This window comes from Pseudomonas sp. YJ42 (assembly GCF_047225135.1).
Classification (GTDB): domain Bacteria; phylum Pseudomonadota; class Gammaproteobacteria; order Pseudomonadales; family Pseudomonadaceae; genus Stutzerimonas; species Stutzerimonas stutzeri_E.
Genome location: NZ_CP178378.1, coordinates 419790 through 434194, shown reverse-complemented (window position 1 = coordinate 434194; position 14405 = coordinate 419790). Strand labels below are relative to the sequence as shown.

Genomic DNA, 14405 nt, shown 5'->3' with positions numbered 1-14405 from the left:
TCCCCTAGGCTGTTTGCATCAAAACTTGAGAACTAATTCATAGCGGTCCGGTCTTTTTCAAGGTAGGGCCGTGCGAGCCCTATGCCGCGAAACAAGCGGCCCTAACAAGAAAAATCACTCTTGCCGTGCTCATGGTTTGCAGCTCCCCAGCGGGCGCTGTGTGGAAACAAACGTGCTCGTGACCACCTTGGCGCAGATGCCGGTCACTTGGGGAAGATTCTTATGAGTATTGCTGCAGTGAATGCCCGGCCTGTCCACCTCAACACAATCCAACGTCTGGAGACGCCCATCGAGCGTCCAGTGCTGCAGCTTCGCAGCACGCAAGACGACAAAAAGAAGATCCTCTTCGTCACCTCGGAACTGACCGATCTGGTCAAGACGGGTGGACTTGCAGACGTGTCCGCTGCCCTGCCCCGCGCATTGGGAGATCGGCACGATGTCCGGGTGTTGATCCCAGGCTATACCCAAGTCATGCAGTGCCCCGAACCAATCCGCATCGTCGGCAGTGTGCTCTCGCACGGCGATCTACCTTCTTGCCGGATCGGCCGCCTCGATATGCCCGACGGTCTGATCATCTACGTGTTGATCTGCCCTGAGCTCTACGAGCGCGATGGTCTGCCCTACAGCGATGAGCACGGTCACGACTGGCCGGACAACCCGGTGCGTTTCGCCCGCCTGTGCATGGCCGCCGCGGATATCGCCGCAGGCACGGCCTGCATCCGCTGGACCCCCGATCTGGTCCATGCCCACGACTGGCCGACCGGGCTGACCCCGGCGTACATGCATTGGCGAGGGCTGCACACACCCAGCATCTTCACCATTCACAACCTGGCCTACCAGGGCAACATCGACATGAGCCTGCGCCGGGCGCTGGGTATTCCGCTCGAAGCCTGCGGACCTGAGCGGATGGAATTCTACGGTGCGCTGTCGCTGCTCAAGGCCGGTATCGCCTACGCCAATCATGTGACGACCGTCAGCGCTACCTACGCTCAGGAGATCACCACGCCGGAATTCGGCTGCGGCATGGAAGGCTTCCTCAGCATGAAAGCTCGCCAGGGCCTGCTCAGCGGCCTGCTCAATGGTATTGACGAAAGTTGGGAGCCACAAAGCTGCTCACACCTGGTCAGCCCGTTCGGTCCCGATGACTGGTCTGGTAAAAAAATCAACGCGGCGCATGTCCGTGAGCTGTTCGGGTTGGACGAAAGCGACGGTCCACTTTTTTCGGTGGTGTCGCGGTTGGTGCACCAAAAGGGCATCGACCTGACCATCGAAGTGGCCGAGACGATCGTTCAGCACGGCGGCCAGTTGGCCATCCTGGGCCGTGGCGACCCGCATATCGAAGACGAAGTCAGACGCTTGGCCGAGCGCTTCCCCGGCCGTGTCGGCGCGCATATTGGCTTCAACGAGACCGATGCCCGTCGGCTGTTCGCCGGCAGCGACTTCCTGCTCATGCCCTCGCGCTACGAGCCTTGCGGCCTGAGCCAGATGTACGCCCAGCGCTTCGCCTCGTTGCCCATCGCCCACCGCACAGGTGGGCTGGCCGACAGCATTGACGACGGCGTGACCGGCTTTCTGTTCAACGAGGCCACCACGCAGAGTTACCGCCACGCCGTGGAACGGGCATTAGCGGTGCATCAGCGACCGCAACTTCTTAATGCAATGCGCTGCCGCGCGATGGGCAGTGGTTTTTTCTGGCGCCACGCGATCGAACCCTACGACCGGCTGTACCAGCGGTTGCTGGGCGGACGGCGCGAGGCCCGTGCCATTTTTTAACGAGGGTGATCAATGCAGAACAGGCCTGCCCGCAACGGGCAACACGGACCGGTACTACTCGATGCGTCTCGTACCCGGTTCAGGCTCTGGGCACCCGACGCGCAAAGCGTCAGCCTGGTGATCGTCGGCGGCGATACGCTGCTCATGCAGGAAGGCGAAAACGGTTGGTATAGCACCGAGGCAGAGGCTGGACCCGGTACGCATTACGGCTTTCTGATCGACGATGAACTGACCGTGCCTGACCCAGCGTCTCGCGCGCAGTCAGCCGATGTGCACGATCCGAGCATCGTCGTCGATCACGACGCTTATCAATGGCGCAACCGCGATTGGCGGGGCCGCCCATGGCACGAAACGGTTCTCTACGAGCTGCATGTGGGCGCCTACGGCGGCTACACGCAAATCGAACAGCGACTCCAGACGTTGGCCGAACTCGGGGTCACGGCGATCGAGTTGATGCCGCTCGCCGAATTCCCCGGCGAGCGCAATTGGGGCTATGACGGCGTTCTGCTCTACGCGCCGGAGGCGTCATACGGCACGCCCGAGCAGCTCAAGCACTTGATCGACACCGCCCATGGCCTCGGTCTGATGGTTTTCATCGATGTGGTCTACAACCACTTCGGCCCGGACGGCAACTACCTGCACCGTTACGCCAAGCATTTCTTCCGCCACGATCAGCAGACGCCCTGGGGTGATGCCATCGACTTCCGTCGCCCGGAGGTGCGGAGTTTCTTCATCGACAATGCGCTGATGTGGCTGATGGAGTACCGCTTCGATGGTTTGCGCATGGATGCCGTGCATGCCATCCCGGATCGTTCGTTTCTCACCGAACTGGCCGAGCGAGTGCGCGCAGAAACCGAGCCCGGGCGCCATGTGCATCTGGTCCTGGAAAACGAGGACAACCGCTCCAGCCTGCTCACACAGGGCTTCACTGCCCAATGGAACGACGATGGACACAACGTCCTGCACGCACTGCTGACCGACGAGCGTCAGGGCTATTACGCCGACTATCACCAGGATTCGACCACCAAGCTGGTCCGGTTCCTCGGGGAAGGCTTCATTTACCAAGGCCACCAGAACCGCCGTGGCGAATCGCGGGGCGAGCCCAGCGGGCATCTGCCGCCGACGTCGTTCGTGCTGTTCCTGCAGAACCATGACCAGACTGGCAATCGCGCCTTCGGCGATCGTTTGATCAGCCTCACCGATCCCGATGCGCTCAAGGCGGCGACGGCCGTTCTGCTGCTCTCGCCGATGATCCCGCTGTTGTTCATGGGTGAAGAATGGGGCGCCCGCGAGCCATTCCTGTTCTTCACCAGCCACCACGGTGAGCTGGCCGATGCCGTGCGCGAAGGTCGCCGCGGCGAGTTCGCCGAGTTCGCCGAGTTCGCCGACGAGCACACCCGCGAGCGCATTCCGGACCCTAACGCGGTGGAGACCTTCGAAGCGTCGAAACCCGACTTCAGCAAGCGGGTTCAACCGGAACACGCCGAGTGGCTGGCGTTGTATCGCCAGTTGCTGGAAATCCGCCATCGCGAAATCGTGCCGCGGCTGGAGGGCTCGCAGTTCCTCGGCGCACAGGCGCTCGGAACCGCCGCTGCCCTTGCCCGCTGGCGTCTGGGGGATGGCAGCGAGCTGCGTCTGGAGCTGAACCTCAGTGATGTCGACGTCGCGGTCGACCCACCGAATACCGGCGCCCGTCTGCTGCACGCCAGCCGTGCCGGCGCAGCCGAACCCCATGCAAGCACGCTGCAAGCGCGTTCCGCCAAGCTGTATCTGGAGACTGTCAATGAGCGATGAACGACTGAACCGTCTGGCCAAGGCAGCGGGTCTGTCCATCGACTGGGTGGACGCCGATGGTCGCGACCAACGGGTAAGCCCGGAGGTGCTGCGTGCGGTACTCGGAGGGCTGGGCCTCGCCGCCGACAGCGAGAGCGACATCGAAACCAGCCTGGAAAAACTCGATGCCATCAACGGGACTTCCCACGTACCGCCCTTGATGACCCTGGATCAAGGCGCACCCCTGCAACTAGGCCGTTATTTCGAGCCGGGCACAGCCTATGCCCTGACGCTCGAAGACGGTCACCAGCACCAGGGCACACTGGACGATCAGGCACATCTGGCAGCGATCGATACACCGGGCTATCACCACTTGGAGATCGGGGGACAGCAGCTGACGCTCGCAGTCGCACCGCATGCCTGCCCGAGCGTCGAGGATATCGCCGGTCCCAACGCCTGGGGTCTTACGGTTCAGTTGTACGGCTTACGCCGCCCGGGTGATGGCGGGCTGGGCGATACCCTGGCCCTTGAAGCCATTGTGCGCAATGCAGCCGCCCATGGTGCCGATGCCCTCGGTATCAGTCCTATCCATGCGATGTTCACCGGTAATAGCGATCAGTACAGCCCCTATTCGCCTTCGAGCCGCTTGTTCTACAACATCCTGCACTGCGCACCGGAGGCGATACTCGGCGACACACCGCTGCGAATCGCCATCCAATCCTGCGGGCTGACCGAGGAGCTGCAACGGCTGGAACAATTGGAGCTGATCGACTGGGGCGCAGTGTCCAGCACCCGTCAGTGCCTGTTGCGGACGCTCTATGACGACTTCGTCACCGGTGGCAATGCCCAGCAGGCCGACTTCGAGAGCTTCCGCGAAGCGGGTGGCGAAGCACTGGAAAATCATTGCCGTTTCGAAGCGCTGCACGCGGCCCTGCTTACCCCTGAAGGCGATCCGCAGCATTGGCGCGACTGGCCTGAGCAATATCGCAGCCCGCAAAACCCTGCGGTGGAACAATTCGCCCAGGAGCATGCCGACGAGGTCAGTTACTACGCCTTCTGCCAGTGGCTGATCGCGCGTGGCCTGGAACGCGCCCAGACCGCCGCGCGTAGCGCCGGAATGAAGATTGGCCTGATCAGCGATCTGGCGGTGGGCGCCGATGGCGGCGGCAGCCAGGCCTGGAGCCGACAGGATGAGGTGCTGGCGGCACTGAGCGTCGGCGCACCACCGGACATCATCAACCGTCAGGGTCAGAGCTGGGGTATTTCCGCCTTTTCCCCGTGGGGCCTCAAAGCCCATGGCTACCGGGCGTTCATCGAGATGGTTCGCGCCAACCTAGCGCACGCCGGCGGGATGCGGATCGACCACGTCATGGGCCTGATGCGATTGTGGGTGATGCCGGCCGGCGCTGGCCCCATGGAGGGCGCGTATCTCAACTACCCCGTCGATGATCTGCTGCGACTGCTGTCGCTCGAAGCGTGGCGGCGCCGTGCGGTGATTCTGGGCGAAGACCTCGGCACAGTGCCTGAGGGACTTCGCGAAAAACTCGCCGCTCGCGGCCTGCTGGGCATGCGCGTGCTGTTCTTCGAACGCGACCACCACGGCAACTTCAAGGCGCCTGGGGAGTGGCCGCGCAGCGCCCTGGCGACCTCCACCACCCATGATCTGCCGACCATCAACGGCTGGTGGCGAGGCCACGACATCGACTGGCGCATCCGCGTTGGCCAGCACCAGGAACACGAACGTCCGGCTCAGCTGGAGGAGCGCGAGCGGGAACGTGCCGGGCTGCTCCGTCTGCTGCGCGAATATGCACCGGAGGTTCAGGGCGATCTAGCCGACGCCGAAGTGCTGGCCGACGCCTGTGGGGCCTTCCTCGGGCGTACGCCCGCGCCGTTGGTGCTGTTTCCGGTGGAGGATGCGCTGTGCCTGCTGGAACAACCGAACATGCCCGGCACCACCGATACCCACCCCAACTGGCGACGCCGTTACCCCGGCGACAGCGCCACTCTGCTTGACGATCCTGCTTGCACGCGCCGCCTGAAAATCCTGGCAGAGGCCCGCGAGCAGACCATTGGGAATGACCATCGATGAGAGACCTTAGCGCCACCCTGCGATTGCAGTTCCATCGAGACTTCACCCTCGACGACGCGACGGCGCTGGTCGACTACTTCGCCGACCTGGGCATCAGCCACCTGTACGCATCGCCCTTGCTCACCGCCCGTCCGGGATCGATGCATGGTTACGATGTCATCGACCCCACACGCATCAACCCGGAGCTCGGCGGCGAACCGGCTCTGCGTCGTCTGGTCGCCGCGCTGCGCGCCAAGGGCATGGGCCTGATACTCGATATCGTCTCCAACCATATGGCCGTTGGCGGCTCGGGTAATCCCTGGTGGCTGGACGTGCTCGAATGGGGCCGTCGCAGTCCGTATGCACAGTTCTTCGACATTCAGTGGAACTCGCCCGACCCCCTGCTCGAAGGCCAGCTGCTGATTCCGTTTCTCGGCAGTGATTACGGCGAAGCGCTGCAGGAGGGCAAGATTCCCCTGCGCCTGGATGCCGAGACCGGCGCGCTCTACGCCGAGCACTACGAACATCGCTTCCCCATTACTCCGCCCAGCTATGGCGAAGTGCTGCGGCTTACCGACAACCACGAGTTGCGCGCCCTGGCGCAGCATTTCGATGCCTTGAAGACCGAGCCGGCGCCCTATCAAACGGCCCGGCAGCTGCGCGCCGATCTGGCTCGGCTGCTGGAAGACGACGCAGTCAGGCATACCCTCGAAGCCGCGCTCAAGCACTATGACTCGACCACCGAAGAGGGTTTCAAGCGCCTTCATGGCCTGCTGGAACGCCAGAACTACCGTCTCGCCAGCTGGCGTACCGCCGGCGATGACATCAACTGGCGGCGCTTCTTCGACATCAATGAGCTGGGCGGTCTGCGTGTCGAGCGTCCGGTGGTGTTCGAGGAAACCCACGCGAAAATCTTCGAGCTGATCAGCGAAGGCCTGGTCGACGGGTTGCGCATCGATCACGTCGATGGGCTGGCCAACCCACGCGGTTATTGCCGGCAGCTGCGCCGCCGGGTCGATCGGCTGAACGCCGCGCGGCCTGCCGAAGCGGCGCAGGCGCGTGTCCCCATCTATGTCGAGAAGATCCTCGCCGGGGGCGAACGCCTGCACGACGACTGGGGCGTGGACGGCACCACCGGCTATGAATTCATGAACCAGGTATCGCTGCTGCAGCACGATCCGGCAGGAAAATCGGTGCTCTGCTCGCTATGGAGTGAAATTTCCGAGCGCCCGGAAGACTTCATGGAAGAAGTGCGCCTGGCACGCCAACTGGTGCTTACCGGGCCCTTGGCAGGCGACTTCGAAACCGTGGCGCAGGCCCTGCTACAGGTGGCGCGCTACGACGTGATGACCCGTGACATCACCCTGGGCGCCATTCGCCGGGCGCTGCTGGAGCTGATCGTGCACTTTCCGGTGTACCGAACCTATATCGGTGCCCATGGCCGGCGCGAGGCGGACGAGCCGTTCTTCCAGCAGGCGCTGGCGGGTGCACGCACCACCCTCGGCGAGGCGGACTGGCCGTTGCTGGATCTGCTCGATCGCTGGCTCGGTGGCGAGAGCCTGCGCTCGCTGCCTCCGGGTCCGGCCCGACGAATCCGTCGCTACGCCTGCACACGCTTCCAGCAGCTCACCTCACCGGCAGCGGCCAAGGCCGTGGAAGACACTGCCTGCTATCGCTCCGGCGCCTTGCTGTCGCGCAACGATGTCGGCTTCGACCCGCAGACCTTCAGTGCGCCGGTGGACGCTTTTCATGCCGAGTGTCTGGCCCGCGCCGAGCATTTCCCGCGCAATTTGCTGGCCACCGCGACCCACGATCACAAGCGCGGCGAAGACACCCGCGCCCGGATGACGGTGATCAGCGAGCGTGCGGAGTGGTTTGCCGCCAAGGTGCGTCATTGGCGACAACTTGCCTATGGGCAACGACAGGAGCTTGCCGAAGGGCCCGCGCCTTCCGCCGGGGACGAGATGCTGCTGTTCCAGATTCTGCTCGGAAGCTGGCCGCTGGATATGGATGCGAATGACCGCGAGGCTGTCGAGGCGTACGGCGAGCGGATCATCAAGTGGCACGAAAAGGCCGTGCGCGAAGCCAAGCTGCGCAGCACCTGGACCGATCCCAACAGCGAATATGAAGGTGCCTGCCAGCAGTACATCAGAGCCCTGCTGCTCGACGAGCAATGCAAGACCCTGCGCACCGAGATCGCCGCTGCGGCGACGGAACTCGCGCCGGCCGGCGCCCTGAACAGCCTGACCCAGACCTTGCTGCGCATGACCACGCCTGGCGTCCCTGACCTCTATCAAGGCGCCGATTACTGGGACTTCAGCCTGGTCGACCCGGATAACCGACGGCCCGTGGACTTTGATCGGCGCCGCGCCACGTTCGACCTGCACGCGCAGCCCGCCGAGCTGCTCACCAATTGGAAAGACGCCCGCCTCAAGCAATGGTTGATCGCCCGAACCCTGGAGCTGCGCCGTCAGCAGCCTCGGCTGTTCACCGAGGGTCGTTACCTGCCGTTGAAAGTCGAGGGTGAGCACGCCGATCGCCTGATCGCCTTCGCACGGGAATTGGAAGGCACCTGGCTGATCGTCGTCGCCGCACGGCTCGCCAGCAGCCTGCTCGCCGACAGCCCTTCGCCGCAGATTCCGGCTGAGCGCTGGGGCGACACCGTCGTGCAACTACCCGATGCGCTGAGCGGTCACGCAATGGAGCGACTTTTTGACGGAATGACAGTCACACCCAAACAGGCGGGTGTACGTGTAACAGAGATTTTGCAACCACTGCCCTTGGCGCTTTTACAGCTATCTATCCCAGTTCAACAGGAGAATCAGAACGATGACTAAAGACGAGAAACGCATCCGCGAATTTGCTTACGACATTTGGGTATCGGAGGGGCGCCCACACGGCCAGGACGAACGTCACTGGGAGATGGCTCGGAAATTGGTCGAAGCAGAAAATGGCAAGTCGACCGAGAAGCCTGCAAGTCGCTCGCGCAAGACGGCCACCAAACCAACCGATGCGACGCCTGCTGCAAAACCCACCAAGGCCGCCAAGCCCGCGCAAGATGCCAAGCAGGCCACCGACGTCAAGCCAGCAAAACCAGCGGCCAAAAGCACTGCGCGCCCCAAGGCCAAGGCTGGTACAGAAGCCGCCGAAGGCACCCCTGCAGGCGTGAAGAAAACCCGCGCCCCACGAGCCAAGAAAGAAAGCTGAACGTTACGCCGCGATCCCGATCCGGCTGTCGAGCGCCAATCGTGACTGCGGCTTTCCAGTGTCTTAACCGCCCGACCAAGAGCTGCCATCGGAGATTTCATGAGTAGAAAAAAACCTGCGGCGCCTCAGATTCTGATCCCTTCGCGTATACGCGAAGGACTTCCCTTCCCGCTTGGCGCTACCTGGGATGGGCTGGGAGTCAACTTTGCGATCTTTTCCGCGAACGCGACCAAGGTCGAGCTGTGCCTGTTCGATACCGATGGCGAAACCGAGCTCGAGCGCATCGAGCTGCCCGAATACACCGACGAGATCTGGCATGGCTACCTGCCCGACGCCCATCCGGGGCAAATCTACGGCTATCGTGTGCACGGCCCATACGAGCCCGATGCCGGTCATCGTTTCAACGCCAACAAATTGCTGATAGACCCCTACGCCAAGCAATTGGTGGGTGAGCTGAAATGGTCCGAGGCCCTGTTCGGCTATACGATCGGACACCCCGACGCCGACCTCAGCTTCGACGAACGCGACAGCGCCCCTTTCGTGCCCAAGTCCAAGATCATCGACCCGGCTTTCACCTGGGGGCATGACCGTCCCGTGCAGGTGCCGTGGGACCAAACCATCATCTACGAGACCCATGTGCGTGGTTTCACCATGCGCCATCCCTCGGTGGCCGAAGACATGCGCGGCACCTTCGGCGGTTTCAAGACGCCGGAAGTGATCGATTACGTGCGCAAGCTCGGCGTCTCGTCGATCGAGTTCCTGCCGATCCATGCCTTCGTCCAGGACCAGCACTTGCTGGAAAAGGGCATGAGCAATTACTGGGGCTACAACAGCATCGCCTTTTTCGCTCCGCACCCGAAGTATCTGGCCAGCGGCAAGATCAGCGAATTCAAAGAAATGGTCGCGCACCTGCACAATGCCGATCTTGAGGTCATTCTCGATGTGGTCTACAACCACACCGCCGAAGGCAACGAGCTGGGCCCGACTCTGTCCATGCGGGGCATCGACAACGCCTCCTATTACCGTCTGATGCCGGACGAAAAGCGCTACTACATCAACGACTCCGGTACCGGCAACACGCTGGATATGAGCCACCCATGCGTGGTGCAAATGGTCACCGATTCGCTGCGCTACTGGGCGCAGGAGATGCACGTCGACGGCTTCCGTTTCGACCTGGCGACCATCCTCGGCCGCCAGCACGATGGCTACGACGAACGCCACGGTTTCCTCGTGGCCTGTCGTCAGGACCCGGTGCTGGCCAAGACGAAACTGATCGCCGAACCCTGGGATTGCGGTCCGGGTGGCTATCAGGTCGGCGGCTTCCCACCTGGTTGGGCGGAGTGGAACGATCAGTTCCGCGACACCGTTCGCTCGTTCTGGCGCGGCGATGATGGGCAGTTGGCTGATTTCGCCAGCCGGCTCACCGGTTCAGGTGACCTGTTCAATCAACGCGGCCGTCGGCCCTTCAGCTCGGTCAACTTCGTCACCGCCCATGACGGCTTCACGCTCAAGGACTTGGTGTCCTACAACGAGAAGCACAATGAAGACAACGACGAGAATAACCGCGACGGCAGCGACAACAACATTTCCTGGAATCATGGCGTAGAAGGCCCGACCGACGATCCAGAGATCACAGAGCTGCGCTTCCGGCAGATGCGCAACTTCTTCGCCACGCTGTTGTTCTCTCAGGGCACGCCAATGATCGTAGCGGGCGACGAATTCGCCCGCACCCAGCACGGCAACAACAACGCTTATTGCCAGGACAGTGAAATCGGCTGGGTCAATTGGGATATTCCGGAAGACAGTCGCTCGTTGCAGGCCTTCGTGCGCAAGTTGATTCGGCTGCGCCAGCGTTATCCGATGCTGCGCCGGGGACGATTCCTGGTCGGTGCCTATAACGAAGAGTTGGGCGTCAAGGACGTTACCTGGCTGGCTCCTCACGCAGAAGAGATGACCGTCGAGCATTGGCAGGACGGCAACAATCGCTGCATGGGCATGCTCCTCGATGGCCGCGCACAGCCGACGGGGATCCGCCGGGCTGGCTCGGACGCGACGCTGCTGATCATCGTCAACTCCCATCACGACGTCGTCAATTTCACGCTGCCGGAAGTGCCCCAAGGCATCTACTGGAACCGCCTGATCGACACCAACAACCCTAATGCGCGGCCCGAGCAATTCGAGTTCAGCGATGAGTACGCGCTGACCGGCCGTTCGTTATTGCTGTTCGAGCTGATCAAGGAAGAGGAATAAACGTCGATCAAGGGAACGGCTCCGCGCAACAAGGTCAGGGCCCCGGTTTACGGGGCCTTGGCGCATCTGAAGCCAGTCGCGGCGCGGGCGCGTCATCGGCACTCAATCGTTGGTTGGATACCGACGTGCGGTAGTGAACGCCACCTCCTTCCCTTAGTCCCAACCCCTGCGCGGCATTCACGCAACCCGACGGATTTGTCCTGCCGGCCGCAGGCAGATTGTCCCATCCGTGACGGATCACTCGCATATGGCTTCGACCCGGCTGATCGTTTCACTTGCTCTACTGACCTTCTGTTCCGCCACTGCCCTGCCCGTTCTGGCCGGTGGCAGCATCACCAACGCGACGCTGCCGGCGACCAAACCCGGTAGCGTGCGACTGCTCGTGAATCGGACAGGCTCCGGCAAGGCAATGGACGTGCACAACGATACGGACGTGCCGGTCGAAGTGGTGCTGCGCTTGACCCGCATGGTTAATGTCACTGGTGTCGGCAAGGGTGTCGTTCGCCAGACTGTGCCCGCACGCACCCGCATGCGCGTTGCTACCTTGCGCAAACGCCAGCCTGGTTATCCGCTGATGTATCAGCAGTCGTTCAGCTATTCATTGATCTACTCACCAGAGCCGGGGAAGAAAGGCTCGGTGGGCGGTTACGCCTATGCGCTTCCTTGGAAAGGTGGCCCTTTCCGTATTTCCCAAGGCGCCGGAGGAGATTTCAGCCACAACTCGCCCAAAGGCCGCTTTGCTGTAGATGTCGCCATGCCGGTGGGCACGCCAATCGTAGCGGCACGCGCGGGTACCGTACTGGAAGTGCGCAATAACCAGGGCGGCCGGCTGCCTGATCCGGCGGGCAACTATGTGCGCATTCTTCACGACGACGGCAGCCACAGCGCCTATCTGCACCTCAAGCGCGGCTCAGTGCAGGTGCAATCGGGGCAGCAAGTCAAGGCGGGCGCCCTGCTCGGACGCTCCGGCAATACCGGGCGCAGCACCGGCCCGCATCTGCACTTCGTGGTGCAAAAAGCCTATGGCGATTCGATGGTGTCGATCCCCTTCCGCTTCTCCCAACCGGTCAATGCCCTGCCGAACTTCGCCCGCAACGACCCTTGAGCTACAAAACGATCAGCGCTTCCAGGCGAAATTGAAGGTTTCGTCCGCGGACATGCGCTGCAGGTGGTCGGCCACCACGGTTTCCATTTGAGCCAACTGTGCTTCGTCTTCGGTTTGCACCTGTGCGGTCAAGCTCCCGTCGCCTGCGGTCAGCAGACACTGGGCGTCGCCAAACGCGATATGGCCTTGTTGATCGTCGAAGCTGACCTCGAATTTGTGACTCCAATGCTTGCAAAGCCTGCGGATCAGGCGACTTGGGTTGGACGTTTCGATCTGTACGGTGGAACTGTGCATGTTGACTTCCTGATTAAGGGCCGATCGCTCAGCCAAACTGGTAGGCCGACAAAGTCGTTTGCATGACCCGGTCGGAGAATATCTTGCGGCCCGAGCTGTTCGCTCCGGCGCCTGCTGCCACCATGAGCGGCAGCAGATGCTCTTCGCCACGAGGTGGATGACACAGACGCGCCGATGGCGCCTCGGTCCATTGCTGCAGCAACGCGTCGCGCTGGGCTGGCGCGGCGCTGACGGTTTCGCTCAACCAATGATCGAACGCGTCCGAAATCGGCGCAAAACGCGAGTCGCCATAGCCTTGCATGTTGTGAAAGCTCATGCCGCTGCCAACAATCAGCACGCCCTCGTCGCGCAAGGGCGCGATGGCGTGACCGATATCGATATGGGCCTGAGCATTCAGGTCGCTGCGCAACGACAGCTGCACGACCGGCACGTCCGCATCCGGAAACATCAGCTTCAGAGGAATGAAGACACCGTGGTCGTAACCGCGCTGTGGATCTTCGCCAGCAGCGATTCCGGCCTTGCCAAGCAGATCGACCAAGCGCGTCGCCAATGCAGGATCGCCCGGCGCCGGGTAGCGTAGCTCATAGGTATGCGCTGGAAAGCCGCTGTAATCGTAGATCAGTTCAGGACTGGTGCTGGCGGTGACCATGACCTTGCGCTCCAGCCAGTGGCCGGACACCAGCACGATGGCACGCGGTCGCTGTGGCAGCGATGCGGCGACGCCTTTGAGGAAGGCGGCCATCTTGTCCCAGGCATCGACCGGATTCCACTCCATGAAGAAGCAAGGGCCGGCGCCATGCGGTACGAACAGGGTGGGCATGCGCGTCGATGGTGCGTCTTCGTGCTGGCGGGTCATGTCATCGTCGTCCTCGCGTGTGAGGTGACAAGTATGGATTACACTTCGTATGGCCTTAACAAGGCAAAACGCCTCAACAGTTCTAACTGAGAGTAGGAGCCAAGATGCTCGACCGAATAACAGGAATGCGAGTGTTCGCCCGGGCCGCCAGCGCTGGCAGCCTTTCCGCCGCGGCGCGGCATCTCGGGCTGTCTCCTGCGATGGCGACCAAACATGTCGATGCACTTGAAGCCCGGCTCGGCGTCAAACTGTTCCATCGCAGCACGCGGCGCCTGAGCCTCACGGCAGCTGGCAGCAGCTATCTCGAAGCATGCCTGCGACTGCTGCCGGAGATCGACGAGGCCGAAGCGAGCATCGCCTCGCAGCGGGTCGACGCCTCTGGCCTTCTGCGGATGAACGTGCCGCTATCGTTCGGCGCTCGCTTCATCGCTCCGCTGATGCCGGGGTTCAGCCGGCGCCACCCGGCCGTGAAAATCGAGTTGGGACTGACCGATAGCCAGGTCGATCTGATCGATGGGAGCTGGGACATGGCCGTACGCATCGGCCGCCTCACCGACAGTCCGTTGCAGGCCAGGCGCCTGGCGGACTGCCCAATGCTGGTATGCGCTTCACCCGGCTATCTGACGGAGCATGGTGTACCGAAGCGGGTGAGCGATCTATCTCGGCACAATTGCCTCGGCTACAGCCTGTCAACCTTGTCGGGTGGCCGCGAGTGGGCATTCGGCCCGGCCGGTGAATTTCGAGTGCCCATCCAAGGCAACCTGATCGCCAACAACGGGGCGGCTCTGGTAGCGGCTGCGGTGGGCGATCAGGGCCTGATCTATCAACCGCAGTTCATCGTTGCCGCTGCTTTGAGCCGCGGCGAACTGGTGACGATAGAGCTGGACCAGCCATCGCTTGGGCTCGGCGGCATCCATGTGGTTTATCCCCCCGATCGCCGCCCCCCGGCCAAAGTGCGAGCGATGATCGACTATCTGGTCGAAGCCTTCTCCGGCGAGTTGCCCTGGGCCTCGCCGCGCACCTGACGTGGCTCGCCCCCTTCGGCATCGCTGCCGGCCGCTTGTCCTTCTCGACTGATC

Annotated in this window: 10 protein-coding genes; 8 read left to right on the top strand and 2 right to left on the bottom strand. The window is 62.4% G+C overall.

Going from position 1 to position 14405, the window contains the following annotated elements; all coding sequences use genetic code 11:
- The first annotated feature begins 222 nt into the window (after positions 1-222).
- The 7 genes from glgA (at position 223) to ACL0K2_RS01840 (ending at position 12176) form a co-directional block, all read left to right on the top strand.
- Complete coding sequence (gene glgA, locus ACL0K2_RS01870; protein WP_239609001.1) at positions 223-1773, top strand: glycogen synthase GlgA; 1551 nt, start codon at positions 223-225, stop codon at positions 1771-1773.
- A 12-nt stretch (positions 1774-1785) separates the two neighbouring features.
- The gene (gene treZ / locus ACL0K2_RS01865; RefSeq protein WP_413043649.1) at positions 1786-3567 is read left to right on the top strand and encodes a malto-oligosyltrehalose trehalohydrolase; all 1782 of its coding nucleotides are present in this window, start codon (positions 1786-1788) and stop codon (positions 3565-3567) included.
- Positions 3557-5635: a 4-alpha-glucanotransferase gene (gene malQ, locus ACL0K2_RS01860; RefSeq protein WP_413043648.1), complete on the top strand. Its 2079-nt coding sequence runs from the start codon at positions 3557-3559 to the stop codon at positions 5633-5635. Before treZ ends, malQ begins: the two co-directional genes overlap by 11 nt.
- Positions 5632-8451, top strand: coding sequence for a malto-oligosyltrehalose synthase (locus ACL0K2_RS01855; protein WP_413043647.1), 2820 nt, complete (start codon positions 5632-5634; stop codon positions 8449-8451). The genes malQ and ACL0K2_RS01855 overlap by 4 nt, the downstream gene beginning before the upstream one ends.
- Positions 8444-8821: a DUF2934 domain-containing protein gene (locus ACL0K2_RS01850; protein WP_239608992.1), complete on the top strand. Its 378-nt coding sequence runs from the start codon at positions 8444-8446 to the stop codon at positions 8819-8821. Before ACL0K2_RS01855 ends, ACL0K2_RS01850 begins: the two co-directional genes overlap by 8 nt.
- A 99-nt stretch (positions 8822-8920) precedes the next feature.
- The gene (gene glgX, locus ACL0K2_RS01845; protein WP_413043646.1) at positions 8921-11071 is read left to right on the top strand and encodes a glycogen debranching protein GlgX; all 2151 of its coding nucleotides are present in this window, start codon (positions 8921-8923) and stop codon (positions 11069-11071) included.
- A 247-nt stretch (positions 11072-11318) separates the two neighbouring features.
- Positions 11319-12176, top strand: coding sequence for a M23 family metallopeptidase (locus tag ACL0K2_RS01840; RefSeq protein WP_413043645.1), 858 nt, complete (start codon positions 11319-11321; stop codon positions 12174-12176).
- 12 nt (positions 12177-12188) lie between these two features.
- On the opposite strand, the gene ACL0K2_RS01835 is transcribed toward ACL0K2_RS01840, so the two are convergent.
- Both ACL0K2_RS01835 and ACL0K2_RS01830 read right to left on the bottom strand, forming a co-directional pair.
- Positions 12189-12470 carry a DUF2218 domain-containing protein gene (locus tag ACL0K2_RS01835; RefSeq protein ID WP_239608987.1) on the bottom strand — a complete coding sequence of 94 codons (282 nt, stop codon included), beginning with the start codon at positions 12468-12470 and terminating at the stop codon, positions 12189-12191.
- Positions 12471-12498: 28 nt separating this feature from the next.
- A complete protein-coding gene (locus ACL0K2_RS01830) occupies positions 12499-13326 on the bottom strand; it encodes a DODA-type extradiol aromatic ring-opening family dioxygenase (RefSeq protein ID WP_413043644.1) in 828 nt (275 codons plus the stop codon).
- A gap of 104 nt (positions 13327-13430) precedes the next feature.
- On the opposite strand from ACL0K2_RS01830, the gene ACL0K2_RS01825 reads away from it, so the two are divergent.
- Positions 13431-14351, top strand: a complete 921-nt coding sequence (locus tag ACL0K2_RS01825) for a LysR substrate-binding domain-containing protein (protein WP_413043643.1) — start codon at positions 13431-13433, stop codon at positions 14349-14351.
- Positions 14352-14405 lie beyond the last annotated feature (54 nt).